This window comes from Pseudoduganella ginsengisoli (genome assembly GCF_009720865.1).
Lineage (GTDB): Bacteria > Pseudomonadota > Gammaproteobacteria > Burkholderiales > Burkholderiaceae_D > Rugamonas > Rugamonas ginsengisoli.
In genome coordinates this window covers 155,826-181,157 of record NZ_WNLA01000007.1, presented here as the reverse complement: position 1 = coordinate 181,157, position 25,332 = coordinate 155,826, and the positions used below count along the sequence as shown (strand labels likewise).

General features: G+C 60.1%; 24 protein-coding genes. 11 read left to right on the top strand and 13 right to left on the bottom strand.

The window, feature by feature from the left end; translation table 11 throughout:
• Nucleotides 1-55: 55 nt before the first annotated feature.
• Nucleotides 56-1,612, top strand: coding sequence for a methyl-accepting chemotaxis protein (locus tag GM668_RS13410; RefSeq protein WP_155439460.1), 1,557 nt, complete (start codon nucleotides 56-58; stop codon nucleotides 1,610-1,612).
• Nucleotides 1,613-1,728: 116 nt separating this feature from the next.
• On the opposite strand, the gene GM668_RS13405 is transcribed toward GM668_RS13410, so the two are convergent.
• On the bottom strand, nucleotides 1,729-2,697 hold the full coding sequence (locus tag GM668_RS13405) for a LysR family transcriptional regulator (protein WP_155439459.1): 969 nt from the start codon (nucleotides 2,695-2,697) through the stop codon (nucleotides 1,729-1,731).
• 167 nt (nucleotides 2,698-2,864) lie between these two features.
• On the opposite strand from GM668_RS13405, the gene GM668_RS13400 reads away from it, so the two are divergent.
• Nucleotides 2,865-3,107: a hypothetical protein gene (locus GM668_RS13400; RefSeq protein ID WP_229499273.1), complete on the top strand. Its 243-nt coding sequence runs from the start codon at nucleotides 2,865-2,867 to the stop codon at nucleotides 3,105-3,107.
• 88 nt (nucleotides 3,108-3,195) lie between these two features.
• Here the strand turns inward: GM668_RS13400 and GM668_RS13395 are convergent, their stop codons facing one another.
• From GM668_RS13395 to GM668_RS13375, 5 genes are all read right to left on the bottom strand, one after another.
• Nucleotides 3,196-3,789 (bottom strand): chalcone isomerase family protein, encoded by a 594-nt coding sequence (locus GM668_RS13395; protein WP_155439457.1) that lies wholly within the window; start codon nucleotides 3,787-3,789, stop codon nucleotides 3,196-3,198.
• A 61-nt stretch (nucleotides 3,790-3,850) separates the two neighbouring features.
• The gene (locus GM668_RS13390) at nucleotides 3,851-4,126 is read right to left on the bottom strand and encodes a YfhL family 4Fe-4S dicluster ferredoxin (protein ID WP_155439456.1); all 276 of its coding nucleotides are present in this window, start codon (nucleotides 4,124-4,126) and stop codon (nucleotides 3,851-3,853) included.
• A gap of 11 nt (nucleotides 4,127-4,137) precedes the next feature.
• Nucleotides 4,138-4,635 (bottom strand): pantetheine-phosphate adenylyltransferase, encoded by a 498-nt coding sequence (gene coaD, locus GM668_RS13385; RefSeq protein WP_155439455.1) that lies wholly within the window; start codon nucleotides 4,633-4,635, stop codon nucleotides 4,138-4,140.
• Between the two features lie 80 nt (nucleotides 4,636-4,715).
• Nucleotides 4,716-5,351 (bottom strand): 16S rRNA (guanine(966)-N(2))-methyltransferase RsmD, encoded by a 636-nt coding sequence (gene rsmD, locus GM668_RS13380; protein WP_155439454.1) that lies wholly within the window; start codon nucleotides 5,349-5,351, stop codon nucleotides 4,716-4,718.
• 32 nt (nucleotides 5,352-5,383) lie between these two features.
• A complete protein-coding gene (locus tag GM668_RS13375; protein WP_155439453.1) occupies nucleotides 5,384-6,277 on the bottom strand; it encodes a DUF6279 family lipoprotein in 894 nt (297 codons plus the stop codon).
• Between the two features lie 26 nt (nucleotides 6,278-6,303).
• Between GM668_RS13375 and glmU the strand changes: the two genes are divergently transcribed.
• Nucleotides 6,304-7,683 carry a bifunctional UDP-N-acetylglucosamine diphosphorylase/glucosamine-1-phosphate N-acetyltransferase GlmU gene (glmU, locus tag GM668_RS13370; protein WP_155439452.1) on the top strand — a complete coding sequence of 460 codons (1,380 nt, stop codon included), beginning with the start codon at nucleotides 6,304-6,306 and terminating at the stop codon, nucleotides 7,681-7,683.
• A 247-nt stretch (nucleotides 7,684-7,930) separates the two neighbouring features.
• Complete coding sequence (locus GM668_RS13365; protein WP_155439451.1) at nucleotides 7,931-11,275, top strand: DUF4214 domain-containing protein; 3,345 nt, start codon at nucleotides 7,931-7,933, stop codon at nucleotides 11,273-11,275.
• 363 nt (nucleotides 11,276-11,638) lie between these two features.
• Here the strand turns inward: GM668_RS13365 and GM668_RS13360 are convergent, their stop codons facing one another.
• Nucleotides 11,639-12,106 (bottom strand): Lrp/AsnC family transcriptional regulator, encoded by a 468-nt coding sequence (locus tag GM668_RS13360; RefSeq protein WP_155439450.1) that lies wholly within the window; start codon nucleotides 12,104-12,106, stop codon nucleotides 11,639-11,641.
• Nucleotides 12,107-12,255: 149 nt separating this feature from the next.
• Between GM668_RS13360 and glmS the strand changes: the two genes are divergently transcribed.
• The 5 genes from glmS (at nucleotide 12,256) to GM668_RS13330 (ending at nucleotide 19,039) form a co-directional block, all read left to right on the top strand.
• Nucleotides 12,256-14,085, top strand: a complete 1,830-nt coding sequence (gene glmS, locus GM668_RS13355) for a glutamine--fructose-6-phosphate transaminase (isomerizing) (protein ID WP_155439449.1) — start codon at nucleotides 12,256-12,258, stop codon at nucleotides 14,083-14,085.
• Between the two features lie 405 nt (nucleotides 14,086-14,490).
• On the top strand, nucleotides 14,491-15,075 hold the full coding sequence (locus GM668_RS13350; RefSeq protein WP_155439448.1) for a PAAR domain-containing protein: 585 nt from the start codon (nucleotides 14,491-14,493) through the stop codon (nucleotides 15,073-15,075).
• A gap of 1 nt (nucleotide 15,076) precedes the next feature.
• Nucleotides 15,077-16,195 (top strand): transglycosylase SLT domain-containing protein, encoded by a 1,119-nt coding sequence (locus GM668_RS30930; RefSeq protein WP_211923389.1) that lies wholly within the window; start codon nucleotides 15,077-15,079, stop codon nucleotides 16,193-16,195.
• Between the two features lie 213 nt (nucleotides 16,196-16,408).
• Nucleotides 16,409-16,738: a RhuM family protein gene (gene rhuM, locus GM668_RS13335; protein ID WP_211923388.1), complete on the top strand. Its 330-nt coding sequence runs from the start codon at nucleotides 16,409-16,411 to the stop codon at nucleotides 16,736-16,738.
• A gap of 201 nt (nucleotides 16,739-16,939) precedes the next feature.
• A complete protein-coding gene (locus tag GM668_RS13330) occupies nucleotides 16,940-19,039 on the top strand; it encodes a PQQ-dependent sugar dehydrogenase (protein ID WP_211923387.1) in 2,100 nt (699 codons plus the stop codon).
• Between the two features lie 34 nt (nucleotides 19,040-19,073).
• Here the strand turns inward: GM668_RS13330 and GM668_RS13325 are convergent, their stop codons facing one another.
• Both GM668_RS13325 and GM668_RS13320 read right to left on the bottom strand, forming a co-directional pair.
• Entirely contained in the window at nucleotides 19,074-20,378 is a 1,305-nt protein-coding gene (locus GM668_RS13325; protein ID WP_155439446.1) for a type II toxin-antitoxin system HipA family toxin, read from the bottom strand.
• 2 nt (nucleotides 20,379-20,380) lie between these two features.
• Entirely contained in the window at nucleotides 20,381-20,710 is a 330-nt protein-coding gene (locus GM668_RS13320) for a helix-turn-helix domain-containing protein (protein ID WP_155439445.1), read from the bottom strand.
• Between the two features lie 268 nt (nucleotides 20,711-20,978).
• On the opposite strand from GM668_RS13320, the gene GM668_RS13315 reads away from it, so the two are divergent.
• On the top strand, nucleotides 20,979-21,425 hold the full coding sequence (locus tag GM668_RS13315; protein WP_155439444.1) for a hypothetical protein: 447 nt from the start codon (nucleotides 20,979-20,981) through the stop codon (nucleotides 21,423-21,425).
• Here the strand turns inward: GM668_RS13315 and GM668_RS13310 are convergent.
• Both GM668_RS13310 and GM668_RS13305 read right to left on the bottom strand, forming a co-directional pair.
• Nucleotides 21,346-22,155, bottom strand: a complete 810-nt coding sequence (locus tag GM668_RS13310) for an alpha/beta fold hydrolase (protein WP_155439443.1) — start codon at nucleotides 22,153-22,155, stop codon at nucleotides 21,346-21,348. The two genes, GM668_RS13315 and GM668_RS13310, sit on opposite strands and share 80 nt — an antisense overlap.
• A 23-nt stretch (nucleotides 22,156-22,178) precedes the next feature.
• Nucleotides 22,179-23,132: an alpha/beta fold hydrolase gene (locus tag GM668_RS13305; protein WP_229499293.1), complete on the bottom strand. Its 954-nt coding sequence runs from the start codon at nucleotides 23,130-23,132 to the stop codon at nucleotides 22,179-22,181.
• Nucleotides 23,133-23,319: 187 nt separating this feature from the next.
• Between GM668_RS13305 and GM668_RS13300 the strand changes: the two genes are divergently transcribed.
• Complete coding sequence (locus GM668_RS13300) at nucleotides 23,320-23,787, top strand: MarR family winged helix-turn-helix transcriptional regulator (RefSeq protein WP_155439441.1); 468 nt, start codon at nucleotides 23,320-23,322, stop codon at nucleotides 23,785-23,787.
• Here GM668_RS13300 and GM668_RS30925 read toward each other — a convergent pair.
• Together GM668_RS30925 and GM668_RS13285 are read right to left on the bottom strand one after the other, a co-directional pair.
• Nucleotides 23,741-24,676 (bottom strand): PEP-CTERM sorting domain-containing protein, encoded by a 936-nt coding sequence (locus GM668_RS30925; protein ID WP_211923386.1) that lies wholly within the window; start codon nucleotides 24,674-24,676, stop codon nucleotides 23,741-23,743. The genes GM668_RS13300 and GM668_RS30925 overlap by 47 nt on opposite strands.
• Nucleotides 24,677-24,852: 176 nt before the next feature.
• Nucleotides 24,853-25,332, bottom strand: a complete 480-nt coding sequence (locus GM668_RS13285; protein ID WP_155439439.1) for a hypothetical protein — start codon at nucleotides 25,330-25,332, stop codon at nucleotides 24,853-24,855.

Here is a 25,332-nt window from a genome sequence, read left to right as displayed (position 1 = left end):
CATCCAGGCCCGTACTTGCGGATGCAAGGCAAGCTTGCGCGACTTGGAGGAGAGAATGAAGTTGCAGCGCAAGCAGGTGCATCACGTTGGTTGGGTAGTGGGGGCTGTGACAGCCGGGTCCCTGGTGTCATGGACGGCGCAACAGATGGCGGGGAGCACCGCATCGATCTGGCCATCCGCGCTGGCGGCGCTGACAGGCGTGCTGGCGCTGCACATCAAAGGCGCGCGCCGCCCTGACGACGGCCCGCAGCGCTTTGCGCGCACGGTGGGCGAGGAAATTGACGCCATCATGATCGGCGCGGCGGAAACGTCGTATTTTGTCGATTCCGTCAAAAAGAAAATCGAATCCGACGTGCGCACGGCCGGCGAAATCGTCACCGGCTCGGGCCAGAATGCGCGCACCACGGAAAAAATCGCCGCCAACGCGGAACGGGCTGCGCAAGTGGCCGCCCGCGTACGCGCTGAAACGGAAACCGGGCGCAGCGAAGCAGACCAGGGCCTGGAACGCATCCGCCGCGCCCGCGCCGATGCGCAGCAGGCATCGGGCGTGATGGCGGAATTGCAAGACAAGGCCAGGCGCATCTACGGTTTTACCACCGCCATTACAGAAATCTCGGCCCGCACCAATCTGCTGGCGCTCAATGCCGCCATTGAAGCGGCGCGCGCCGGGGAACAGGGACGCGGCTTTGCCGTGGTGGCGGGCGAAGTGCGGCAACTGGCGCAGCGCACCAAGGAAGCCACCGATGAAATCTCGCTGATGGTGCGGGCCATCAACGAGCAGGCGGAAACCGCCAGCCGCGGCATGACGTCGCTGGCGTCCAGCGTCAGCGAGGCGGCGCAGAATGTGGAAACCGTCCACGGCCTGCTGTCATCGATCGAGCAATCATCGGCCGCGTCGGAAACGGAAATCGGCGAGATTGCGCGCGCGTCGCGCAAGCACGTCGATACCACCCACGTGATTGCGGAAGCCATTGCACAGATCCGCGACAGCATGTTGACCACGGAAAGTGAACTGCCCCGCGCGGCCGGTTCCGCGATGGCGGTGGCGGAACGGGCCGAAGTCATTACGGCAGCGCTGGGCAGCGCCCAGGTGCCGACTGCGCACGACGACATCAAGCAGGCGGCGCAGCAGGCCGCGCGCACTGTCGGTTTGCTGTTTGAAGATGCGATCAGGCGCGGCGTGATCAGTGAAGCGGCGCTGTTCGACCGCCAATACAAGCCGATCCCGAATACCGACCCGCCCAAGTATACGACGCAATTTGACCGCTTCACGGACAAGGTGTTGCCGGATTTGCAGGAAGGCTTGCTGACGGCCATGCCGCAGCTGGCCTATGCGGGCGCGGTGGACAACAATGGCTACTTCCCTACACATAACAAGAAGTTTTCCCAGCCGCTGACGGGCAATTACGACATCGACATCGTCAACAACCGCACCAAGCGGATCTTCAGCGACCGCACGGGGAAACGGTGCGGCTCGAATACGGCGCCGTTCCTGCTGCAGACGTACAAGCGGGATACGGGGGAAGTCATGCACGACTTGTCGGCGCCCATTTACGTCAATGGGCGGCACTGGGGCGGGTTCCGGATCGGGTACAAGTCAGCGGGACATTGAGCTGTCCGGGGCCTGCTTGCCGGATTACGCGCGCTGCGCTAATCCAGCCTACCTCTTACTGCGGCTGTAGCTGTAGGCCGGATTAGGCGGGAACCGCCGTAATCCGGCATTGCTGCTTAGTCGATATCGCTGCGCGGCGCCGTTCCCGGCGCCGTTTTCTGCACCACGGTATTCATGGCTTCCAGGTTGGCGCGCAGCCATTTGTGGGCCGGGCTGCGGGCATCGCGTTCGTGCCACAGCATATCGAGGTGCACGGCTGGCAGCTGGAATGGCAATTCCTTGTGCACCAGCGCGTCCGTCATGCCGGTCGATGCAATCAGGTGCTTCGGCAGCACGGTAATCAAATCCGAGTTGGCCACCACGCGGCCGGCTGTGAAGAACTGGTTCACGGTCAGCAGGATGCGGCGTTCGCGCTGCATTTGCGCCAGCGCTTCATCGACCAGGCCGTGCGCGCGGCCGGAAAAGCTCACCAATAAATGGTTGGCGGCGCAATAGTTATCCAAAGTCAGTTCCACTTTAGCCAGCGGGTGGTCGCGCCGCATCACGCACACGTAATGGCCGGAATACAGGCGTTCGTGGCGGATCGGGGAACTGGTGTCGGACGACAGCTGGGCCGCCACGCCGGGGAAGAAGCCGACCGCCAGGTCGACGTCGCCGCGCAACAGCATCGGGCGCGGCTCACGCGTGGTCAGCGGCACCATGCGTACATTGACGCCGGGCGCTTCGCGTTCGATCGACCGCATCAGCGACGGCAGCCAGAAGGCGGCGGTCGCGTCGGCCATCGCCAGGCGGAAAGTGGCGTGCGCTTTGGACACGTCGAAGGTTTCCGGCGTGACGGCCGCTTCCAAGCTGGCCAGTGCGCTGCGCACGGAAGGCCATAACGCTTCGGCGCGGGGCGTCGGCTTGACGCCATACGCGGTGCGGATCAGCAATTCATCGCCGAGGCTTTCGCGCAGGCGCTTGATGGCGTTGGAGACGGCGGGCTGCGTCATGGCCAGGTGGCCGGCCGCGCGGGTCAGGTTTTGTTCAGTCATGACTGCGTCGAATACACGCAGCAAGTTCAAGTCCAGCGTCAGAAAGCTCATGGTATGTAAGTGTGGACTTATTCGTTTCCCGAATGATTGATATCGGGAAACGAAATTGGATTTATATGTTGCAGCGCACTATAGTTACGCTTGATTGTAATGTTTCCTGAACTTCGATGTCTACCTTCATTTCTGCAGTCCAAGCTCTACTTTTGGAAGTCTCGCTGATGACCGCACTGCAGGCGGTACTGGGCTCCCTGCTGGCAGTTTTCCTGGTGTTGCTGTTCAAGCCGCTGCTGCTGGGTGTGGTGCGCGCGCTGGCGCTGGTGATCCACCCGAAGCCAAGCCGCGAAGAACGCGCACAGCGCCGTAAGATGCGCGATGCGCTGGTCTTGAACCGCATGCTGAACTCGATGGAAATTGCCCCCAGCCACGCCGCCGAACTGCGCGCGCTGGCCGCCCGCGCGTAAGACTTATCCACAGCCGGCGCCGATTTTTATTGCAAAAACGTCTGGTGCCAGGCACCAAACGAAATTGCAACATTTTGCGGAATGAGAATTACTTTTCACCCAGCAGCTGCGGCTTGAGGGAACTGTCCACCGGCTTGTCGCCGATCCAGATGCGCAGGATGGCGTTGTAGAACGCCTGGTCCGGCAATACGGCGCCGACTGGTTTGCCGTTCAGATAACATTGCGTGCCGCTGTTGGGGATCCAGTCCACCGTCAATACGTCGCCCTTCTTCAAGCCGGGAAACGATGCGAACATTTCACCGAATTGTTTCGTCTGCGGCACAATCTTGCCGCGCTCGGCCGCATCCGTGTTGTCGTTCAAGCCCGCCATAAACGCTTTGCCGAAATCTTCCGACGTCAGTTCACGCAGCACGTGGATATGCACGCGCCGTGCGCCAGGCGCAGCCAGCACGTCGGCCACCGTGGTTTTCTTGTCTTGCAAATAAAGGCCCAGCGCATAGACCTTGAACACGACTTTGGTGCGCAAGCCCGCGCCATTAAGCTTCAGCGTCTGGCCCGCCACGGTCACGGTATCGTCGAATTTCACGCCAGCCACGTCAACGGCGGCAAATGCAGGGAACGCGGCCGCCAGCATAACGGCCGCAGCGGCGGATTTCAGAATAGTTCTGCGGAAAGATTGCATGCTGTCTCCATGGTGGTGTCGTTATAGGTGCTGGCGACTATAACACCATGGAGAAGGACGTTTATTTCTTTTCGGAAACTGGTGGCGTTTTCGCCGCAGTCAATCGTTCAAACTTGGCAAACAACTGTTCTTTCGATTCTTGCCAGTCCGGATGCAACGGAATGCACTCGACCGGACAGATTTGCACGCATTGCGGCTCATCGAAGTGTCCGACGCACTCGGTGCACTTGTTGGGATCGATTTCATAGATTTCCAGGCCCATGTAAATCGCATCGTTCGGGCACTCCGGTTCGCAGACGTCGCAATTGATGCATTCGTCAGTGATCATCAACGCCATGATGGATCTCCTTACACCCCGGTGCCGCGCGTGGCGGCGATTTTCTTTTGCAGCCAGCGGTCAACCGACGGGAACACGAACTTCGACACGTCGCCGCCCAGTTGCGCGATTTCCCGCACGATGGTGCCGGAAATGAACTGGTACTGGTCGGACGGCGTCAGGAACAGCGTTTCGACATCCGGCAACAGGTAGCGGTTCATGCCCGCCATCTGGAATTCATATTCAAAGTCAGACACGGCGCGCAAGCCGCGCACGATCACGCGCGCATCATGGTCGCGCACGAAATCCTTCAACAGCCCGGAAAAACTCTCGACCTTGACGTTTGGATAATGGCCCAGCACTTCGTTGGCGATGGTCAGGCGCTCGTCCAGCGAAAAGAACGGACGCTTGTTTTGACTGTCCGCCACGCCGACGATCAGCTGGTCGAACAGGCCCGATGCACGGCGCACCAGATCTTCATGACCGCGCGTCAGCGGATCAAATGTTCCCGGATAAACGGCTACAACCATTGCGGCTCCCTACAGTGACTCCAAACAATAGAACGCGCATTATGCCTGAAAGCGTTACTGCAGTGCAGCAAGCGTTCAGGTCAGCCGTTGTACTGTAGTAAATGGTAGTACACCATGCCCGCCTTGTCAGCGCGCACCACGTCCCAGCCTGCCATCCAGTCCGGGGCGTCTTCCCCTTCGAACGTCAATGGCAAACCGGATTCCGCATAGACCAGTGCGCCCGGCGCCAGCAGTTTCGCGCACAGCGGCAGCGTACGGGACAGGAAGTCTTGCTGATAGGGCGGATCCAGGAAAATCACATCAAATTGCTGGCCGCGCGACGCCAGCGATTGCGCCAGCACCAGCGCATCGGCACGCTGCAACGTGACATTGGCGGCATTGAGCTTGGTTTTGATGGTGTCGAGCTGGCGGATCACGGCGGTATTGGTGTCCGCCATCAGCACACTGGCTGCGCCGCGGCTGGCTGCTTCAAAGCCCAGGGCGCCGCTGCCGGCAAACAAGTCCAATACCTTGGCCTGCGACCAGTTGGCGTCGCGCAAGTGGTTGATCCAGTTGAACACGGTTTCGCGCACGCGGTCCGGCGTCGGACGCAAACCCAGTGCTTCCAGCACTGGCAAGGGCGTGCGTTTCCACGCGCCGCCTATGATGCGCACCTGGTTGCTTTGTTTCGGGCCGTGGACCGGGACTTTAGGGGTTTTAGTGGACTTCTTTTGCATGGGCGGAACTATAACATGCCGGTTTTTGCCCCTTACTTCTGGGCAAGCGCATTTAAATCATCGATCCACCCCTGCATGCGCTTCTGCGCATGTTCGCGCTGCTCCGGCGTGGCAATCCGGATCACCGTGTGCACCAGTTCAATATTGCCCGCCAAATAGGCATCAAAGAACGCCTTGCGGTCCGACGGCTTTTCCATCCGGTCGAACAATTCCTTCACCAAGTCGCGGATCCACCCTTCCGCCACGGCTTGCGAAGGTTTTTCCTGCTGGATTTTCTTGGCCAGCTCAAAAATGGCTTGCTGGCGCCGCATGCGTTCATCGAGCCACAATTCGTTATCCATCGGACGGGCGTCGGACGCCTTGCGGATGATGGCTTCCTGGTCCCGGCTGAAATCGCCAAACCACAACTCGAACTGTTCCATCGACTTTTTATAGCGGAACTTCATTTGTTCCGTGCGGTCGCCCTTCATGTTTTTGCGGCGGAAATCCCGGTTGTTTTTTTCGAACTTCTTTTCCATGGCAACCAGTTGCTCCGGCGTGAGTTTCAGCGCCAGTTCCGCAATATCCGGCACCGCCTTCATCAGCACCGTCTCGGCGCGGGCGCGCGCTTCGCGGTAATCCGCCTGTAAATCCGCCGCCGTCGGCGTGCCCTGCAGCTGGCGCTGGCCGGTGCGCAACAGTTGCACGTAGTCTAGCAACTGGGTTTTGCGGTGCCAGCGGAACAAGTCGCCGATATCGGATTTCACGCCGGGTTTTTGGTCGGACGTCAGGTCGACATAGGCGTCGAGCCACCAGAACAGCAAGGTATCGCCATTGTTATACGCCAGTCGGAGCGAACTGCAGGCGCCCAGCAGCGCCAGCACCAGCACGACGAAAAAGTAGCGTGCGCCCCTGTGAGACAGGGGCTGCGTGTTAAACTTTTCCATATTTTCAACTCTCATTTTTTCGGCCTATGAACGTTGTTATTCTCGCCGCCGGCATGGGCAAACGCATGCAGTCCGCTTTGCCTAAAGTGTTGCATCCGCTTGCCGGCAAGCCGCTGTTGTCGCACGTTATTCACACGGCGCGCGGCTTGTCCCCGTCCAAATTATGCGTGATTTACGGGCATGGAGGCGCAGCTGTCCTGACTCATCTGGAAAAAGAGAAGCAAATTCCCGGCACCGACATTTCCGCCGCACTGCAAGAACCGCAGCTGGGTACGGGCCACGCTGTCATGCAAGCGCTGCCGGTGCTGGATGAAGCGCACCCGACGTTGATCCTGTACGGCGACGTGCCGCTGACGACAGCCAGCTCGCTGCAGCGCCTGGTGGACGCGGCGGGTGGCGACAAGCTGGGTATCCTGACCGTGGAACAAGACGATCCATTTGGCCTGGGCCGCATCATCCGCAATGCGGACGGCGCCATTGAACGGATCGTGGAAGAAAAAGATGCGACGCCTGAACAGCGCGCCATCAAGGAAATCAACAGCGGCATCATCGTGGCGCCAACGCGCCACTTGAAAAAATGGCTGTCCGCATTGCAAAACAATAACGCGCAAGGCGAGTATTACCTGACCGATATCGTGGCCCAGGCGGTTACCGATGGCGTGCCGGTCGTGTCGGCGCAGCCGTCCGGCCAGTGGGAAGTGGCTGGCGTGAACAGTAAAGTGCAGCTGGCCCAGCTGGAACGCATCCACCAGCTCAACATTGCCCAGGCGCTGCTGGAAAAAGGCGTGACGCTGATGGATCCGGCCCGTATCGACGTGCGTGGCGAGCTGATCTGCGGCCGCGACGTGACAATTGACGTCGGCTGTGTATTCGAAGGCAAAGTCGAACTGGCGGATGGCGTCACCGTGGGGGCGCACAGCGTGCTGGTCAATACGAAAGTCGGCGCCGGCGTCAACATCAAGCCGTTCTGCCATTTCGAAGAGGCCGTTGTTGGCGCTGCTTCGCAAGTGGGACCGTATGCGCGCCTGCGTCCAGGCACGGAATTGGGCGAAGATGTGCACATCGGTAACTTCGTCGAAGTCAAGAACAGCCAGATCGCCGCGCACAGCAAGGCCAACCACCTGGCTTACGTGGGCGACGCCACCATTGGTTCCAAAGTCAACGTGGGCGCCGGTGTTATCACTTGCAACTATGACGGTGCAAACAAATTCCGTACGGTGATTGAAGACGACGCGTTCATCGGCAGTGATTGCCAGCTGGTGGCGCCAGTCACCGTGGGCCGCGGCGCCACCATCGGCGCAGGCACGACGTTGACCAAGGATGCGCCGGCGGAGCAGCTGACCTTGTCGCGCACCAAGCAAATGTCGCTGGCGGGCTGGAAGCGCCCTGTGAAGATCAAGAAGTAATTCAGCCTGCTTCCTCGCAATGGCGCCCTTTGTGGCGCCATTTTTTACGTTTGCACGCTGTGGATAAATTTGTTGAAAAGCATGTAGAGAAGCTGGGATTAAGCAGCGGATATCTTGTGGGCAGCCTGAGGATAGCGTGTGGGTAAATGTTGTATATATGAGAAATCGTCGCCGCGATTGTAAAAAAAGTATGCTGATTTGACATCGCTGTTTAATATTTCCTTTTGGAAATTTTACGGACACTGTGATGGCAAATACTGCTCCCCTGATCGCCACTGGCTTGCCAAATGTATATGTAACCGACCCGGTTCCGGGAGAGCGGGGAATCGAATGTGCCGTGGCGCTGGCCGACGGCAAACTGTTGGCAACGGGACCGTTTGGTATTTTCCGCTTCGGCGCGGATGGCAAACCCGATCCAACTTTTGGCGGGGACGGCAAAGTCACGCTGTTTACTTCGCTGGCGGGGGGAACCATCACCGCGCTGGCCGTCACCGCCGACGGCAAGTATCTGGTGGCCGGCCATGAAGGAGGCCTGGCAGTGGCGGATCCGGGTACGTATTTGCCTGAACAATACCGGGGACTCGATCCGCATATGTTCATCCGCCGCTATAACGCCGATGGCAGCCTGGACGCCACGTTTGGCGCGGGGGGCAAGGTGGTTGCCGATGCGGGCGGGATCGAAGCCGTGAAGGCGATGCGCGTACAGCCCGATGGAAAGATCGTCCTCGCGGGCACCATGGCGGCCATCGATGCCAAGGCGACCAGCGGGGCGGGCAGCGAACGCCACGTGATACTGGCACGCTTTGACAGCACTGGCGTGCCGGACCGCCAGTTTGGCAAGGATGGCGTGGTCATTGCGCCGGACAAGATGTCGGTGGCAACGGACATGGAAATACTGCCGAACGGCGGCTTGCTGGTGGCGGCGCAAAGCTGGAATGGCAAGCTGCCGGCGGCGCTGGCCGGCCAGGCCATCGAGCCATGGCCCAATGCGCCTGCCCTGCTGCATTTCCATGCGGACGGTTCGGCCGATACGCAGTTCGGCACAGGCGGCCTGCAAATCCTTGAATACCCGGCCAATCTGAACCAGACCGACGGCCTGACCCAGAGCCGCAGGTTTGGCCCGTCGCTGACGCTGCAGCAAGACGGCAAGTATCTGGTCGCGCTCGACAGCGAAGCCCCATATGCCGGCCACGATATCGACGTCAAATATTTTGCGGTCGCCCGCTTCCTCCCGGATGGCGCGCTGGACCAGGGTTTTGGCACGAAGGGCTGGGCCACGCCGGTGGTGCGCGTTCCCGCCGCGATGACGGCCGGCGAAGAAAGCTTGGGTGCCTTGGGCCCGGTCAGCGCAGCGGTGGACAGTGCGGGACGTATCATCGTGGGCGCCCAGTTGGTCTATGTACGGCAGGGCGACCATACCGTCGTGACGCGGCTGGCCCTGCAGCGTTTGCAGGCTGACGGGCAAGCCGACGCGCACTTTGGCGAACAGGGCCAAGTCACGCTGCAACAGCTCGAACCGCTGCAGCAGATTAACCTGGGCACGCTGTTGCCGGCGTCCGATGGCGGCGTCACGCTGGTGGGAACCGTGATGGATACGGCCGGCAAAACCGCCGCCGCGCCCATGTTTGCCAAATACCTGGCCGATGGCACGCCGGATTTGACCTGGCAGCCGCCCCAGCCGGCCAACCGCATTGATTATGTACAGGGCCGTCCGGATGCCGTGCTCAATGCCGGCATTGCCGTCTACGACCGCGAATTGATGCAATTGGCGGAAGGCCGCGGCAATTACCAGGGTGCGTACCTTGTGTTGCAGCGGGAAGGCGGTGCGGTGGCGGACGACATGTTTGGCGCGACTGGCGCGTTGTCCTTCCAGCAGGGCCATGTCCTGATGCATGGCATCGATATTGGCGCCGTGCATACTGGCGGCGGCATGTTGCGCATCGATTTCAATGGGGCGGCCACCGGCGCCCTCGTCAATGACGCGCTGGCCGCCATCGCTTACCAGAATGTCACCGCGTCAACCGCGTCAGCCATCCGCCTGGGGTGGACATTCAGCGACGGCGCCCTTGCCGCCACGGCCGTGACAACGGTGGCGCTGCAGCCCAATGCCACTCCATATTGGGTGGACAGCCTGTTGTACCGGACGGCTGGCAAGACTGCCGAACAGATGGCGGCCAATGAGCGCGCGTTGCTGGGACCGGACCATACCATCAAGTATTCGTTTGCCACCGATGCCGCGCATGGCACGTACACGGCCAGTGAGCGCGCGTTCGTGGAAGCGCAAATGCAAAAGATTGCCGGTATCGTCAACGTGCACTATGTCGCGGGCCGGTCCGGTGGCAGCGACGGCCTGGAACTGTATAACTTCATCCGCGACGGCGAAAGCAAGATTGCCGGCCAGGGCAGCTATCCCAATGACGGCGGCACCAAGCTGTGGATGGCGTTTACCGACTTCCGCCAGGGGGATGCGGCAGCCAATGCCGTGCGCTGGAGCGCCATCCTGCAGCACGAACTGGGCCACACGCTGGGCCTGAAACATCCGTTTGACGCGGGACCGGGCGGCGTCTTGCCCAGACTGGAAGACAATATGGACAACTCGCTGATGTCGTACACGTCCAAGGTCAATGCGCTGCTCGATCCGCCGGACCTGGGCCGCCTCGACATCGCCGCCCTGCAATACCTGTATGGTCCCAATCCGGCTGCGCGCGCAGGGGACGATACCTATGTGCTCACTAAGGCGGCGTTTGACGTCAACCAGCCCGATGTGCACAACTTCATTTGGGACGGCAATGGCGTCGACACCATCAGCGGCGCCGCGCTGGCCGACGACATCACGTTGTACCTGGAGCCTGGCCGCTGGGGCTATATCGGCCAGCGCGGCCACCTGATCACGGACGCCGGCCAGATCACCGTCAATTACGGCACTGTGATTGAAAACGCGGTGGGCGGCAGCGGCAACGACACCTTGTCCGGCAATGGCGCCGACAACGTGCTGCAAGGCGGCGCGGGCAATGACGTGCTGGCGGGCTTGCAAGGCAACGACCGGCTCGATGGGGGCGCGGGGACGGATACGGCCGTGTATGGCGGTGCGCGCAGCGCCTATACCGTGCTGCGGGGAGCGGACGGCGTGCATGTGTCGGGCGCCGAGGGGAACGACGTGCTGACCGGTATCGAGCGCGTGGCGTTTGCCGACGGCATGCTGGCGCTGGATATCGACGGCAATGCCGGCGCCATCTATCGCCTGTACCGGGCGGCGCTGGGCCGGACGCCGGACCAGGAAGGGCTGGGCTACTGGATCAAGATGCTGGACCAGGGCATGAGCATGGCCGATGCAGCCCGCTGTTTCACCAGCGCCAGCGAATTCACCAGCCTGTATGGCGGCAGCCATGACGCGTATCTGCAGGCGCTGTACCGCAACGTGCTGCAGCGTGAGCCCGACGCGGCAGGCCTGGCATGGTGGACCGGCCAGATGGACCACCACGGCGCCAGCGAAGCGGATGTCTTGCTGGGCTTTTGCAATAGTGCGGAATTCCAGGCGCAAGTCATCGGCTCGACCACGGGCGGCATTGCCTATCAGCTGTATGCCGGATGACAGGATTGCTTCTGTGGGTAACCTTGTTGAAAAGTGTGCGGAAAAGCTGGGAATATCCAGAGGACAGGCTGTGATTTAGCTGGGAAAGCCTGTGGGCAGGTGGTGCACCGAGACAGTGTGGCTGTGCATAAATTTGTGGGTAAAGGGCTGGATAAGCGTCTGATAAGCAGGGGATAGCCATCGAATAAGCCGGGATAACCTGAATGCGCATGTGCATAAGGCTGTGTAAAAACAGGGGATAGTGCTGGAATAACTATCCACAGGCTTTTAGCACCATCTCAAGCTTGAAATGTGAATAACAGTGTGGGTAACGCTGTGGGAACCCGTTGCATAACCGTGGCTCCGCAGTGGAAAACTTTGCGCTTACACGGGTATCCGCGTCTCGAACTTGCTGCGGAACGTAGAGAAGTACGTCTTCACGTTGCGCACATTGGTGCGGGTGGCAAACAAGCGGTGCGCCAGCGCGTGATAGGCAGGCATATCGGCCACTTGCAGCACCAGCACAAAGTCCGGCCCCGGCGACACCCGGTAGCACTGCAGCACAGCCGGTTCGCCCGCCACATGCTGTTCGAATTCTTCCATGCGCTCGGCCGCCTGCACGTCGAGCGTGATTTCCACGATGGCGGTCAAACCGGCTCCGACCTTGTCCGGCGCCAGCAGCGCCACCTGGCGCGCAATGACGCCGGTTTCCGTCAAATGCTTGACGCGGCGCAGGCACGTCGGCGCGGAAACATGTACCAGTTGCGCCAGTTCCGCATTGGTCAGCGCTGCATTGTCTTGTAACGCATTAAGAATGCGGCGGTCGATGTCGTCGAAAGATGGAATATTCATTCAGATTCAAGTTAAATATGAAATTTAATTTCTACATGATACATGGTTGAAATAATATTTCATGCACAATTGAATTTGGAAAGCATATTTCATAGGTGCTGCTCTACACTGGGTCGTGTTAAATAACTCACCCATTCGAGGAAACTTCTATGTGCGGCATCGTCGGCGCGGTAGCGCAACGTAACATCACCCCTATCCTGGTTGAAGGTTTGAAGCGCCTGGAATACCGCGGCTACGATTCGTGCGGCGTGGCGCTGCACGTGGACGGCAAGCTGCAACGTTCGCGCTCGACGTCGCGCGTGGCGGACCTGGGCAAGCAAGTGGAAGAAACCGGCCTGAGCGGCTTTACCGGCATCGCGCACACCCGCTGGGCCACGCACGGCGCGCCAGCTTCGCACAATGCCCACCCGCACTTCTCGCCTACGTCGGACAATGCCCGCATCGCGCTGGTGCACAACGGCATCATTGAAAACCACGACGAACTGCGCAAGGAATTGCAAGACCTGGGCTACGTGTTCCAGAGCCAAACCGACACGGAAGTGATCGCCCACCTGGTTGACCACATGTACCAGGGCGACTTGTTTGAAACCGTGCAGCAGGCCGTCAAGCGCTTGCACGGTGCGTACGCGATTGCCGTGTTCTGCCGCGAAGAACCGCACCGCGTGGTGGCAGCGCGCCAGGGTTCGCCGCTGATCGTCGGCCTGGGCAAAGGTGAAAACTTTGTTGCATCCGACGCGATGGCGCTGGCCGGCACCACCGACCAGATCATTTATCTGGAAGAAGGCGACGTGGTCGACCTGCAACTGGGCCGCGTGTGGATTGTCGATGCCAACGGCAAGCAAGTCGAGCGCGAAGTGAAGACCGTGCACGCCCACACGGGCGCGGCGGAACTGGGCCCGTACCGCCACTACATGCAAAAGGAAATCTTTGAACAGCCGCGCGTGATCGGCGATACGCTGGAAGGCGTCACGGGCGTGATGCCGGAACTGTTCGGCGACGGCGCGTATAACGTGTTCAAGGACATCGACCGCGTGCTGGTGCTGGCATGCGGCACCAGCTACTACGCGGGGCTGACGGCCAAGTACTGGATCGAATCGATTGCCAAGCTGCCGGTCAACGTGGAAATCGCGTCCGAATACCGCTACCGCGATTCCGTGCCGCATCCGAAAACCCTGGTGGTGACGATTTCGCAAAGCGGTGAAACGGCCGACACGCTGGCGGCGCTGAAACACGCCCGCGCGCAAGGCATGGAACATACGCTGACCATTTGCAACGTGCAGACCAGCGCCATGGTGCGTGAATGCAAACTGGCCTACATCACCCGCGCCGGGGTGGAAGTGGGCGTGGCATCGACCAAGGCGTTCACGACGCAGCTGGTGGGCCTGTTCCTGCTGACGATGACGCTGGCGCAAGTCAATGGCCGCTTGAGCGAAGAGGAAGAAGCGGCGCACTTGAAAGCGCTGCGTCACTTGCCGGCGTCGGTTTCTGCCGTGCTGGCGCTGGAGCCGCAAATCATTGCGTGGGCAGACGAATTTGCCCGCAAGGAAAACGCGCTGTTCCTGGGCCGCGGCATGCACTACCCGATCGCGCTGGAAGGCGCATTGAAACTCAAAGAAATTTCGTACATCCACGCGGAAGCATATCCGGCAGGTGAACTGAAGCACGGCCCGCTGGCGCTGGTGACGGAAGAAATGCCGGTGGTGACGATTGCGCCGAACGACACCTTGCTGGAAAAGCTGAAATCGAACATGCAGGAAGTGCGCGCCCGCGGCGGCCAGCTGTTCGTGTTTGCCGACGTGGATTCGCGCATCCAGTCCAGCGACGGCGTGCACGTGATCCGCATGCCGGAACACTATGGCCACCTGTCGCCGATCCTGCACGTGGTGTCGCTGCAGTTGCTGGCGTATCACTCGGCACTGGCGCGGGGGACGGATGTGGATAAGCCGCGTAATTTGGCGAAGTCGGTGACGGTGGAATAAGCGGCGAGGGCGCGCAAAGCGCCCAGCCTACACGCTCGTCACCGCCAGTTGGAATGGCCGGCACCATACCGCCATCGGCCATGCTGTTATGCAGCACAGGGAGGTGGGCCTGTGCTGCCTTCCGTCGGACAGCGTTCGCTTCCTTGGTGGCCAGTGCCTGGGCCGCAAGCGTTTTTCCATCTTCACCCGCTCTGCGTTCGCCGCGTCCCGGCACAGCATCGCTTCCCGAGCCGCCTCGCATTGTAGGCATGCCTGTCTTGCGGGACCAAGGCTCAAGTGCAGGTAGCGCGGTAGCAAGGCTTGTCTTTCCGCAAATCATGAAGATGCCTTTGTTCAATAATTGACTCTCGGCATTTATTTCCTGTTCAACCTCGATTTCGCACGCGATCCGAATCAGGAGACCTCATGAGACGTCATACTATAACGCTCGGAGCATTAACCACAGCAGGTGGTAAAGTCATTGAGGCAAGTAGCCATGGCAGCATCAACGGCGCGCGAATCGCGTTAGAGGACGACATGCTATTTTGCCCAGCCTGTAAATCGCAAGGAAAGATACTTTGCGTTGGTCCGCGCATCCCAGAGAAATGGAACGGCAAGCAAGTCGCGCTGGAAAATGATTTGTGCGTTTGCGGCTGCCAGCCGCCGCCGCTACTCCTGCCCAATCAGTTCGTACGCTATCAAACAATCAGCGAAGGTTCCTCCAATGTTGGCGTTGCAAGATCCGCCCGGCCAACGAGACAGCAGTTAAGTTCAACAGCGGCGCCGGATGCGGATGGCTATGACCTGGACTTTCTGGTGATTGATGAGCTGAGCGGCCTCCCGGCATCGGATTGGCATTACACCATCGAACTGGCCAATGGCTGGCGCCTTGAAGGCCGAACTGACCAATACGGTAAAACATCTAAGATCACCGCGGCCTATGCGGCGGACGCCGTCGTCCACGTGTATGCGCCGGATCCGACCCCGATCAATCCGTTTTGGGACCGCTGACATGACGCAGAAAAAAGCTGTCAAAACCCACAAGGCAAAGCTCACGCCGATTTCAAATACCGAGCCGGAGGAAGTGAAAGTTGACGACTCCGCGCGGCTGCGCGAGATCCGGGCGCTGGTCGTGGCAAACAACCGATCTTTGGTCAGCACCGACATCATCATCTGTCAGATCTACATGGAGTCACGCTTTGACAAGGATGCCCATGCACAAGGCAGTTCCGCGCGAGGATTGATGCAGCTACTGAAGTCGCCGGTGAAGGAACTCGCCCGCCTGAACAATCTTGCAAAGCCAAAGGCCGAACGCCGCCCGGAACAGATTTTGTACACCGAGGCCGACACCTTTCACGACAGCCCGGAATTCGTTGACGAGGCGACCAATATTCAAACGGGCACCGCCTACTTGCAAGCGCTGATCAATAAGCATGCTTCGGCTGGCATGCCCGCTGCAATCGAAGAAGCGTACAAGGACTACCGAGGCGTGCGGAACGGAATTTACTACAGCAAAGGCCGCCGCTGCCAAACTGGAGAGCAATCCAGAATCGATGCAAGTATTGAGGGAGATGGTCAAATGAGGATACTTCTTGGTATTGTCAGCTTCGGCGCAGCGTCTGTGTCGTTTGCGATGCCGGTCGTCAAGACATGCAGTGTGGGGGGAGTTCGCCACCAAAACGTTTCCGTCATCAAGGACGCCAAAGTCGCGTCCACTTACCTCTACTATCTGAAACAGGACGGCAATCGGATTCCCTTTTTTGGCACAACAGAGCAGTCCAGGGGGGACTCGATATTGGTCCAGTGTGCCGGGAAAAAGCTGCGGGCGTTGATTGTGTCTGGTGAATTCACGGCCAACGCGCTGCAAGGCTTTGTGGTCACGTACGCTCCAGGCGCAAGTTCGCCGGAACGAATGGACTTTGCCGAAAAAAGCCGGCCAAGATGGCTGTATCTGGCGCCGCGTGAAATCATCGTGGTGTTTTCCACGTCCGGTTACGGTGAGACCAGCGCGCCATATGTGGCGTATCGCCATGCCGTGGGAACAAGCAATGCCGATACGATCAAAGCGCTCAACGAGCTGCCATCGCCAGTTGGGTTTGAGGTCGTGAAATTGGCGCAGCAGGCGCGGTGAGGCCGGTCCTGTAATTCCTGCCAGCAGAGGCGCTGCAAAATTACGATACTTCCCGGCTGCAGGTACTTCCCGAATAAAAGCGTATGTAAGGTGGTTCAGACGGTAGGCAAAACTCGATGCCAAGACAATCGGCTTCAGTTGCCCGCTGGCGGCGTCGTAACAATGTGGTTGGATTTCGCATAGGATCAGGCGCGTCGCCGAAAGGAAGTTTTCTTGAAGGACTGGGCTGAAAAACTGGACGCCTTCCTCAAGTTTAACGACCGTGATGTCCCTGAAGGCGCAGGACGGGTGTCCAAGAAACAGGCCGATGCCCACGCCGAAGATCAGTATGAGCAGTTTTTCTGCCCGGCGGCGATTAATGATGGAAGCAGAAGGTGCCGAGGCAAACGTACGAGCCTTGGAGGATGCCGCCAAGGCACTTCCAAAATCTGGCTGGAAGAACAAAAACTAACCACGACTTCATCATTACCCTCCATCACTGCGAGGCAAATATCGCCCGCAAATTACCCGCAGCAATTTGGATGCCTTTCTCGGCCGCCCTAAGGCATGGCCGACCAGCTGTTCTTGAGCAACAGCGCTGTCGAAAGCCCCCGCCGCTTCTAAAGAAAACCGCATTCCTCCAGCATTTGCTAACCTCCCGACATCTCCAAGGCTACCAATAGCCTGCCACGCCAGCGGTCTTTCCATATGAAGCGGCCGTCGCCATTGCGGCTAGCCTGCATCACCTTCGTAAGGATGAGTTTGATGAAACCTGTCCCCTTCATCGCAAGCTTGCCGGCAACCTTTCATCCGCGCCGCATGGCAGTGGTGCAAGTGATCGCTGGCATAGGCGTGTGCAGCATCCCGCCCACCGCCACCGCAGCCCCAACTCAACTACTGGTCGGCAGCGCCTCGCAACGCTGCCTGGACATCTACTCCGGCAGTCAGCAGCCCGAGACCCCGGCCATCATTTTTGACTGCCACGGCAGAATTAACCAGCAGTGGGAATACACGGCAGCCGGCGAATTGCGTACCTTCGACGGCGCCCGCTGCCTGGACGTCAGGGCCGCCAGCACCGAGCCCAAGGCCATCGTGCAATCGTATCCGTGCCACGGCCGCGCCAATCAAAAATGGACGATCCGGCCGGATAAAACCATTGCCAGCGTACAGTCCGGGCTGTGCCTGACAGTGCTGGGCGGCCGCACGGCAAACGGCACCGGCATCGACATGTGGCCCTGCCAGGGCCTGTCTCATCAACAGTGGGCATTCAGCGCGGTACCGCCATCCACCAACGATACGCAGCCGCCAACACCGCCAAGCGGGCTGGCCATCAGCGCGCTGACATGCCGCTCTGCCACGCTGACATGGCAGGCTGCCACCGACAATGTCGGCGTCGCTTATTACGACGTCTACCGTGATGGCCAAGCCTTGGGGACAGTCAATTCCAGCACACTGGCTGTCCAGCTCGCGCTGACGCCGGGGACCAGTTGGGGCTTGTATGTCAATGCGCGCGATGGCGCTGGCAATGTGTCACAGGCCAGCACGACGCTTCCGCTCAAGGTGCCGCAGTGCGAGGCGGACACGCAAGCCCCGTCAGTGCCGGCTGGATTGCGTGGCACCGTGTCGGGAACCACGGCGACCCTGGCATGGGATGCGTCCAGCGATAATATCGGCGTCACAGGTTACGACGTCTACCGCAACAGCACGAAAATCAGCACCACCAGCGCACTCGGCTACATCGATACCGGCCTGGCTGCCAACACCACGTACCAGTACACGGTCGCAGCCCGCGATGCACAAGGCAATGTCTCGCCGCGCGGGCCGGCTTTGTCCCTGACCTCGGGCAAGAGCTGCACCGATGTCATTTGCTCGGCAACGCAAGTCGCTGCCGAGACGGATATCCCGTGGGGACTGGCCGCTTTGCCGGATGGCACAGTGCTGTACAGCCGGCGCGACGCGCAAGACATCATACGGCTGGATCCGGCCACCGGCGCCAAAACGTCGCTGGGCATGATTCCCAACGTGCAGGGGACCGATGGCGAAGGCGGCCTGCTGGGCATTGCTTTCGCGCCAGGATTCCCGGACCAGGATGCCTGGCTGTACGTCTATCACACCAGCCCGACAGACAACCGCATCGTGCGCCTGCGCTACGTGAATGGAAAGCTCGACATGGCATCGCTGGAAGTCTTGTTGAAGGGCATTCCGCGCAATAAATTCCACAACGGCGGACGCCTGCGTTTTGGTCCGGACGGCAAGCTGTACGCGTCCACGGGCGATGGACAAAACGGCCCGTTTGCGCAAGACATTCAACGGCTTTCCGGCAAGATCCTGCGGTTGAACCCGAATGGCACACCGCCGCCTGATAATCCGTTCGGCAATTATGTGTGGAGTTACGGCCACCGCAATCCGCAGGGGCTGGCGTTCGATGCCAGCGGCCGCTTGTGGGAACAGGAATTTGGCGATTCACAGGACGAAACCAACTTGATCGTTAAAGGCGGCAACTATGGCTGGCCGAATTGCGAAGGCGTGATCTCGCGCGCCGGAACGGGCTGCGCCACGGCAGGCTACATTGCACCGAAATATACGTACCGGAATACGGAAGCATCGTGCAGCGGCATCGCCATTGTCGGCAATGCGCTGTACATCGGCTGCCTGGCAGGCAAGCGCTTATATCGCAGTGAAATCAGTGGAAGCAGCCTGGTCAACGTGCGGCAATATTTTGTTGGCACCTATGGCCGGATACGTACGCTGGAGCCAGCGATCGATGGGAATTTGTGGATGACCACCAGCGATGCAGCGGGGGATAAGGACAGTGTGCCGAACAATACGAATACGCAGGTGTTGAAGATTACTCTGAAGCCGTAGGCGGGGGATCTGGGTGATAGTGCTTACGTTTGACTCAGGCCAGCCTGTCCCGGGCACGCTCCAATTCAGCATGTTCGAAAGCAGGTGCGAAGGACTCAAGTTCCAGAGCCGCCATCCCAACCCCCGGCGACAGCGCGACTTCCCGCCAGTGCTCGACAGCTGACACGACCTGCGCCATTACCCGCTTGGCATCATCCACACTCAATTCAAATCGCGCAGCCTGCTTCAACAGCTCATCCACTGACGTGACTGGCCCGCTGTCTTCACTGAGCCAAGTCTTGGACTCCCGTTCCTTGTCCGGAAACGGGTTCAGGTCGAATGCAGGCGCCAGACGCCACAAGTTTGCGCCTGAGTAAAGGAAACCAATGTTGTGCAAGTGGTCGTCCACGTTGGTGATGAGGTGGTTGAACACCATCCGCCGCCACAACTGTTGTGCGTCGTCCTTAAAAGCCAGGCTTTTCGAACGCATCGCATCGACCACCTCAGTGTACGCGTGTTCATCGGTACGGCGGGCCTGTAGCAACGTCGTACCGGAGATATACGGGATGCGGGCCTGTTCAGCGGTGCGGTCAAAACGGCGAATGACGGCCACCGGTTCGCTGTGGACCATGACGACGCGGGCCGACGCGGCATCGATGCCTGCAAGACTTGCCAAACGCAACGCCAGCACTTCGCCACGGGTGACACTGCGTTCGTCCTTTACACTTGGAAATTTGCCCAGCGCCAGCGCACCATCTTCATCCAATATGCTGCATTTGGGGCGCATGCCCCCAAGCGACGTCGCCTTGCCAAGCAGGTATTTCAAGTCCTCTGACGATTCCTTGCTCAGCTCGACCGCACGGGAAGCAGTCATCATGTGTTCGAGCTCCAGTAGTGGTGGCGTCGTGCGCTGCCCGGCTTCGATGTTGCGCAAATAGCGCTTGCGCGCATCGCGCAGACGCAGCGCGCCGATGCGGCTGTAGTCATCGACTGCGCACAGGTAGTCGAGCTCGGTTAACGGCCCGAGGGACGAATTTTTTTGACGCTCTTTGGCGTGGGCGCGCGCAATGACGCGACGGCCCCAGGTGTCAGGTTCCGTATCCGCCAGCGCAAAGAAGAACGTGGAGTCATCCTTGGTCGGGGCCTTGCGCACTTGGTATCCCGCTGTTTTCGTCAAGTCAGGCGAGATGTCGAAGTAGCGCGTATCCGTCAGCCAGTCTTCGCGGTAAGCGAACTGGGAAAATTCACGGGGGCCGTTTCGTACATAGACAAGTTTGCCGACAGCATGCTCGGCTGCACCGAGAAACACGTCCAACTCGACTTGCGTCGTGGCAGGCGGTTTGCGTGTGTGCGTTGCCATGCTCAGAATGACCCCGTGTCCGGTGTGCGCCGCCGCGAACGAACGCGCTGCGGCAGTTTCTCATCCATCAGCGCCAACCCTACACTGTCCTGTGACGTATCCAGCAGCATTTCAAGCTTGTCGAGCTCGCCGAAGACTTGCAGGGCACGGGCAAAGTACTGCAACGCTGTACCGGCAAAACCTTCCTCCATCCGGCGCACAGTGTTGAGTGACGCGCCTATGCGTTCCGCCAGCATTTGTTGGGACATGTTGCGTCGCCGCCGGGCCAGCGAAATGTTCTGGCCCAACTGGGCCAAGGCCCGCTCGACGGGAAGTGGAATTGGACTGCTCATGATTTTTAATACCTCCAAAAGGCACTTTAATCAATTTAAATGCTCTTTTATGAGTGATTATTGGGCAATCGGCAGGTGTCGTCAAGAATTTCACTTAATCGCCTAAATATGGATATTAAAGCAATTTAATGGCCTATATATGAGTACTAAATCTGAAAAACTAACCACAGCAGCCAAAGCCATGAAATGCTGACTTCTCGCCTGCTAAAGCACGAACAGACCACGCCACCCAAGCCAGTATGCCGGTCCTTTCACCAAAGGAGGACCTATGGCTTTCGACTTCGGAAACTTATTGCCGCAATATGTGGGCGGTCTGGCTGCCGCCGATCCGGCCCAGGCCGAGAGAGATTTCGGTACCGTGGCGCAGCACGCGCCCTCCTCGGCGATGGCGCAGGGCATTACTGAAGCGTTGCGCTCGGACCAGACACCGCCGTTTGCTCAAATGGTCAGCCAGCTGTTTGGCCGCAGCGATCCCACGCAGCGCGCAGGCATGCTGAACCAGCTGCTGTCGCATGTCAGCCCGGCCATGCTGGCGTCGCTGGCGGGTACCATCGGCAATTTCCTCAGCCAGGGCTCGCAGCCGCAAGTGACACCGCAACAGGCCAACGCCATCATACCGGCGCAATTGAGCGCACTCAGCGTACCGCCGCCTCCTCAATCACCTGCGCCACCACGTCCGGATGCGACACCATCACCACATGCGACGCGCCTTTGACTTCCCGCACGTCTTTCGCCCCCGCCCGCTGCGCCATGAAGCGGAACGCTTCTGACGGAATATTCCGGTCGCCGCTGCCGTAGACGAAATACGACGGCAATTGCTTCCACGCTGTCCCGGTTGCCGGTTCTTCCAGCGCGGCCACGGCAATAGGACGCTGGCCCGCCGCCATCAGCGCAGCCTGCGGCGCCGGCACGTCCGCAGCGAACTGCGCGCGGAATTTATCCTGGCGGATGTACAGGTCCTTGCCATCGTCCAGCGATACCGGATCCGCCAGTGCCTGCCCCAGCGTGCTGCCGGGGAATTTGTGCGCCAGGCCCGCGACAGTCTCGCCCTGCTCCGGCGCAAACGCCGCCACATACACGAGCGCTTTGACGTCTGGATTGTTTTCCGCCGCCTTGGAAATCACCATGCCGCCATACGAGTGGCCGACCAGCACGACGGGGCCTTTGACGGACTGGATCACATTGGCTGCGTAGCGCGCATCCGCGCCGACACCGCGCAGCGGATTGGCCACGCTCAGTACCGGATACCCTTTACCAGCAAGCTTTTTCGCTACGCCATCCCAACTGCTGGAATCGGCAAAAGCGCCGTGTACGAAAACAATCGTGGGCTTGGCCGGGGTGCCCTGCGCGGCAGTAATCGACCCTTCCGCATGGGCTTGGGGCAGCGCGGCAAAGGCAGCGCTAACAGCAAAGGTGATGGCGGACAGCAATTTGGTGGCGTTCATGTGTTTTTCCTTGATAAGAGAGATTACAGGTGGCCGACTTCGATAACCGCATGGGCAAAGGCGGCAGGCGCTTCTTGCGGCAAGTTGTGGCCGATGGCGCCGGGCAATTGCTGGTGCTTGTATTTGCCCGTGAAGCGCTTGGCGTACGCAGCTGGTTCCGGGTGCGGCGCGCCGTTGGCGTCGCCTTCCATCGTGATGGTGGGCACCGTGATGGATGGGAATTGGGCCAGGCGCGCTTCCAGGTCCGCATATTTCGCTTCCCCCGCAGCGAGGCCGAGGCGCCAGCGGTAGTTGTGCACCGTGATGGCGACGTGGTCCGGGTTTTCCAGCGAAGCGGCGCTGCGGTCAAACGTGGCATTGTCGAAGCGCCACTGCGGCGACGCGGTTTGCCAGATCAGCTTGGCGAAGTCGTGGCGGTTTTTTTCATAGCCGGCCTGGCCACGTTCGGTGGCGAAGTAAAACTGGTACCACCATTGCAGTTCGGCGGCGGGCGGCAACGGCTGCTTGCCTGCTTGCTGGCTGCCGATCAGGTAGCCGCTGACGGACACCAAGCCTTTGACCCGCTGCGGCCACAGCGCAGCGACGATATCGGCCGTGCGCGCGCCCCAGTCATAGCCGGCCAGCACGGCCTTGTCGATCTTCAGCGCATCCATCAGCGCCACCACGTCGGCAGCCAGTGCGGCCGGTTCGCCGTTGCGCACGGCATTTGCGTCGAGGAAGCGGGTTGAACCATAGCCGCGCAGGTGCGGCACGATCACGCGGTAGCCGGCTTGCGTCAGCAGCGGCACCACGTCGATGTAGCTGTGGATATCGTATGGCCAGCCATGCAGCAAGATCACGACAGGACCGTTGGCTGGACCTTCATCGACATAGCCGACATTGAGTACGCCTGCATCGATTTGCTTGATGGCGGCAAAGGTTGGCGCCTGCGCCAGGGCCGGTTGGGCAAATTGTGCGGCGGCGGCGAGGGCGGCCATGGCGGCGATACGGGTGCGGACACTGCTGGTTGGCTTGTTCATACATGCTCCGTTCAGGGTGATTGAGGGGTTCGGTGCGGCAAATTAATTACTGCGATAATCATTATGTTCGTAAATATATCCAAGGTTTCTGCACTTTTCAAGTACGATAATCATTATCTCGATAAATAATTTTTGGAGCTGTCAGATGAGCAACGACGAAAACAGCCGCAAGAACGCGGCAAAACTGGGCGATTTCATGTGTTTCGCCATCTATTCGACCAACCTCGCCTACTCGCGCGTATACAAGCCAGTGCTGGAACAGCTGGGCCTGACGTACCCGCAATACGTGACCATCATTTGCCTGTGGGAAGAAGACCGGCAGACGGTGAAGGGCTTGAGTGAAAAGCTGTTCCTGGAACCCAGCACGATGACGCCGATGCTGAAGCGCCTGGAAGCGATGGGCTACGTGCGCCGCGAGCGCGACGCGGAAGATGAGCGCAGCGTGCGCGTATCGCTGACGGACACGGGGCGCGCGCTGCGTGAAAAAGCGTTTGATTACCGCGAAATTACCGCCAAGGCGGCGGGACTGGCGCCCGATGAATTCCGGGCGCTGCAAAAGGCCGTGGTCAAGCTGCGGACCAACTTGATGGATGCGGCTGGCCCGGCGGCGTAACGCGCCCGCCATGTCCACGCCGCCGGGCTTGGCAGGCCGTGGCCAGCAAGCCGGCCCATCCAAGGCCCAGCAACACCAGCGTGCCAGGCTCCGGCACCTCGGTATAGCCAACGATCAGTGTCGACTTCATTGTCACCGGTGTACCGTCTGGCGCCGTCAGTAGCGGGCCGACGTCCATGTCGAGGTAGTCCGTTTCATTTAGCGCGCGGTTGCCGGGGGCGCCGATGGTGTTGAGCACGACGGAGCCAAGCAGGTCTTCCGTGGTGCTGCCGACGGTGCGGGTCAGTACAAACGCTTGAGCAAAATCGGTGGAATTGACCGGATTGCCGCCAGCGTCCTTGACGTGCACACCGATGACGGATGGATCGACGAAGGATAACGTCAAGCCGGGCGACAGTCCGTAGCTGGCAATGATGTTGCTTTGCGCGGCAGAGAGCACATTCGGCAGGATATTGCCGACGCTGGCCACCTGCACTTCACGGTAAATCCGCGCATCGGAAATCAGCCAGCGCCGGCCGGGTCCAGGGCCCTGGCGGTTGATGTCATTGACCACCGTGGCGGTGGCCAGCGCCCCGACAGCGGCGCCGCCAGGGCCGGCAGCGGACCCCACCACACCGCCTGCCACCACGGTGGCGCCTTTGAGCAGGCTGCGCCAGAAACCATCATGGGTGGCATAGGCGGTGGCGGGATCCTGGAATACCGCCAGCATGCCGGCATCCGGGCCGCTTTCAACGACGGGGTAGAAAAACCGCCCATTTTCCAATTGCGCGGCAAAGGCTTGCTGTGCCTCAGCCATTGGCATGGCGCGGGCCGGTACCGCACTGATGGACGCGAGTACGAACAATGCGCTGGCGGTACGCATTGCCCACTTTGAATATAGCGTTGTCATGGCAAACTCTCCTGGATCGATCACGGTCTATGGCCTTGCACAGGCCAAGCGTAGATATGCAGGAGCCATGCCTGCCCGGCGACACGCTGGTGGGCAGGCGTTTGCGGCCATCCCAGACAAAGAATGAGGTCCGGATGAAAGGAATACCGACAACCGCCGATGATGCGGGAGGCGCTTTAACCGGCAAATTGATCGCGCCGCGTCGCCAGCGCCACGATGGCGGCGCCGGCAGCGATGACCAGCGCATCTTCAATCAAGCCGCTGCGGGTCTGGCCTATTTTCGCCATGGCTTGCTTGCGGCCCGCCAGCGTCAGGTAAGCCAGCGGCACGGCAGTGGCGACAGCCGCCACGGCGCCGGCCGGTTCGCGGCCCCGTGGCGCCAGCGCGGCGCCCGCAATGCCGGCGCTCATCACGCGCGCCACCAGTCCCGGCAACACAGTACGGTCGGGAGCCGACTTCAATTTGTCGCCGAATAACTCTCCGGCCCCCATGGCCAGCGCGCCATACTTGAACAGCGGGCGGTCCAGTAATACCAGTTTTCCTGACGTATGGCGGTCCGCCAGGCGCGCCGTGGCCAAGGTGGCCATCGGCGTCATGGCGCGTGCGCTGGCGACAGCGCCAATCAGGAAGGATGGAAGCAGGTTGCGAAAGTTCAT

Bases quoted from the DNA above. Each gene is read 5' to 3' on its own strand.
- rsmD (WP_155439454.1), bottom strand. From the start codon at position 5,351: ATGCAAAAGAAGTCCACTAAAACCCCTAAAGTCCCGGTCCACGGCCCG.
- GM668_RS13305 (WP_229499293.1), bottom strand. From the start codon at position 23,132: ATGGCCGCCCTCGCCGCCGCCGCACAATTTGCCCAACCGGCCCTGGCG.
- coaD (WP_155439455.1), bottom strand. From the start codon at position 4,635: ATGGTTGTAGCCGTTTATCCGGGAACATTTGATCCGCTGACGCGCGGT.
- GM668_RS13360 (WP_155439450.1), bottom strand. From the start codon at position 12,106: ATGAATATTCCATCTTTCGACGACATCGACCGCCGCATTCTTAATGCG.
- GM668_RS13375 (WP_155439453.1), bottom strand. From the start codon at position 6,277: ATGGAAAAGTTTAACACGCAGCCCCTGTCTCACAGGGGCGCACGCTAC.
- glmS (WP_155439449.1), top strand. From the start codon at position 12,256: ATGTGCGGCATCGTCGGCGCGGTAGCGCAACGTAACATCACCCCTATC.
- GM668_RS13330 (WP_211923387.1), top strand. From the start codon at position 16,940: ATGAAACCTGTCCCCTTCATCGCAAGCTTGCCGGCAACCTTTCATCCG.
- GM668_RS13285 (WP_155439439.1), bottom strand. From the start codon at position 25,332: ATGAACTTTCGCAACCTGCTTCCATCCTTCCTGATTGGCGCTGTCGCC.
- GM668_RS13390 (WP_155439456.1), bottom strand. From the start codon at position 4,126: ATGGCGTTGATGATCACTGACGAATGCATCAATTGCGACGTCTGCGAA.
- GM668_RS30925 (WP_211923386.1), bottom strand. From the start codon at position 24,676: ATGACAACGCTATATTCAAAGTGGGCAATGCGTACCGCCAGCGCATTG.
- GM668_RS13310 (WP_155439443.1), bottom strand. From the start codon at position 22,155: ATGAACGCCACCAAATTGCTGTCCGCCATCACCTTTGCTGTTAGCGCT.
- GM668_RS13410 (WP_155439460.1), top strand. From the start codon at position 56: ATGAAGTTGCAGCGCAAGCAGGTGCATCACGTTGGTTGGGTAGTGGGG.
- GM668_RS13350 (WP_155439448.1), top strand. From the start codon at position 14,491: ATGAGACGTCATACTATAACGCTCGGAGCATTAACCACAGCAGGTGGT.
- GM668_RS13315 (WP_155439444.1), top strand. From the start codon at position 20,979: ATGGCTTTCGACTTCGGAAACTTATTGCCGCAATATGTGGGCGGTCTG.
- GM668_RS13400 (WP_229499273.1), top strand. From the start codon at position 2,865: ATGACCGCACTGCAGGCGGTACTGGGCTCCCTGCTGGCAGTTTTCCTG.
- glmU (WP_155439452.1), top strand. From the start codon at position 6,304: ATGAACGTTGTTATTCTCGCCGCCGGCATGGGCAAACGCATGCAGTCC.
- GM668_RS13365 (WP_155439451.1), top strand. From the start codon at position 7,931: ATGGCAAATACTGCTCCCCTGATCGCCACTGGCTTGCCAAATGTATAT.
- GM668_RS13320 (WP_155439445.1), bottom strand. From the start codon at position 20,710: ATGAGCAGTCCAATTCCACTTCCCGTCGAGCGGGCCTTGGCCCAGTTG.
- GM668_RS13325 (WP_155439446.1), bottom strand. From the start codon at position 20,378: ATGGCAACGCACACACGCAAACCGCCTGCCACGACGCAAGTCGAGTTG.
- GM668_RS30930 (WP_211923389.1), top strand. From the start codon at position 15,077: ATGACGCAGAAAAAAGCTGTCAAAACCCACAAGGCAAAGCTCACGCCG.
- GM668_RS13300 (WP_155439441.1), top strand. From the start codon at position 23,320: ATGAGCAACGACGAAAACAGCCGCAAGAACGCGGCAAAACTGGGCGAT.
- GM668_RS13405 (WP_155439459.1), bottom strand. From the start codon at position 2,697: ATGAGCTTTCTGACGCTGGACTTGAACTTGCTGCGTGTATTCGACGCA.
- GM668_RS13395 (WP_155439457.1), bottom strand. From the start codon at position 3,789: ATGCAATCTTTCCGCAGAACTATTCTGAAATCCGCCGCTGCGGCCGTT.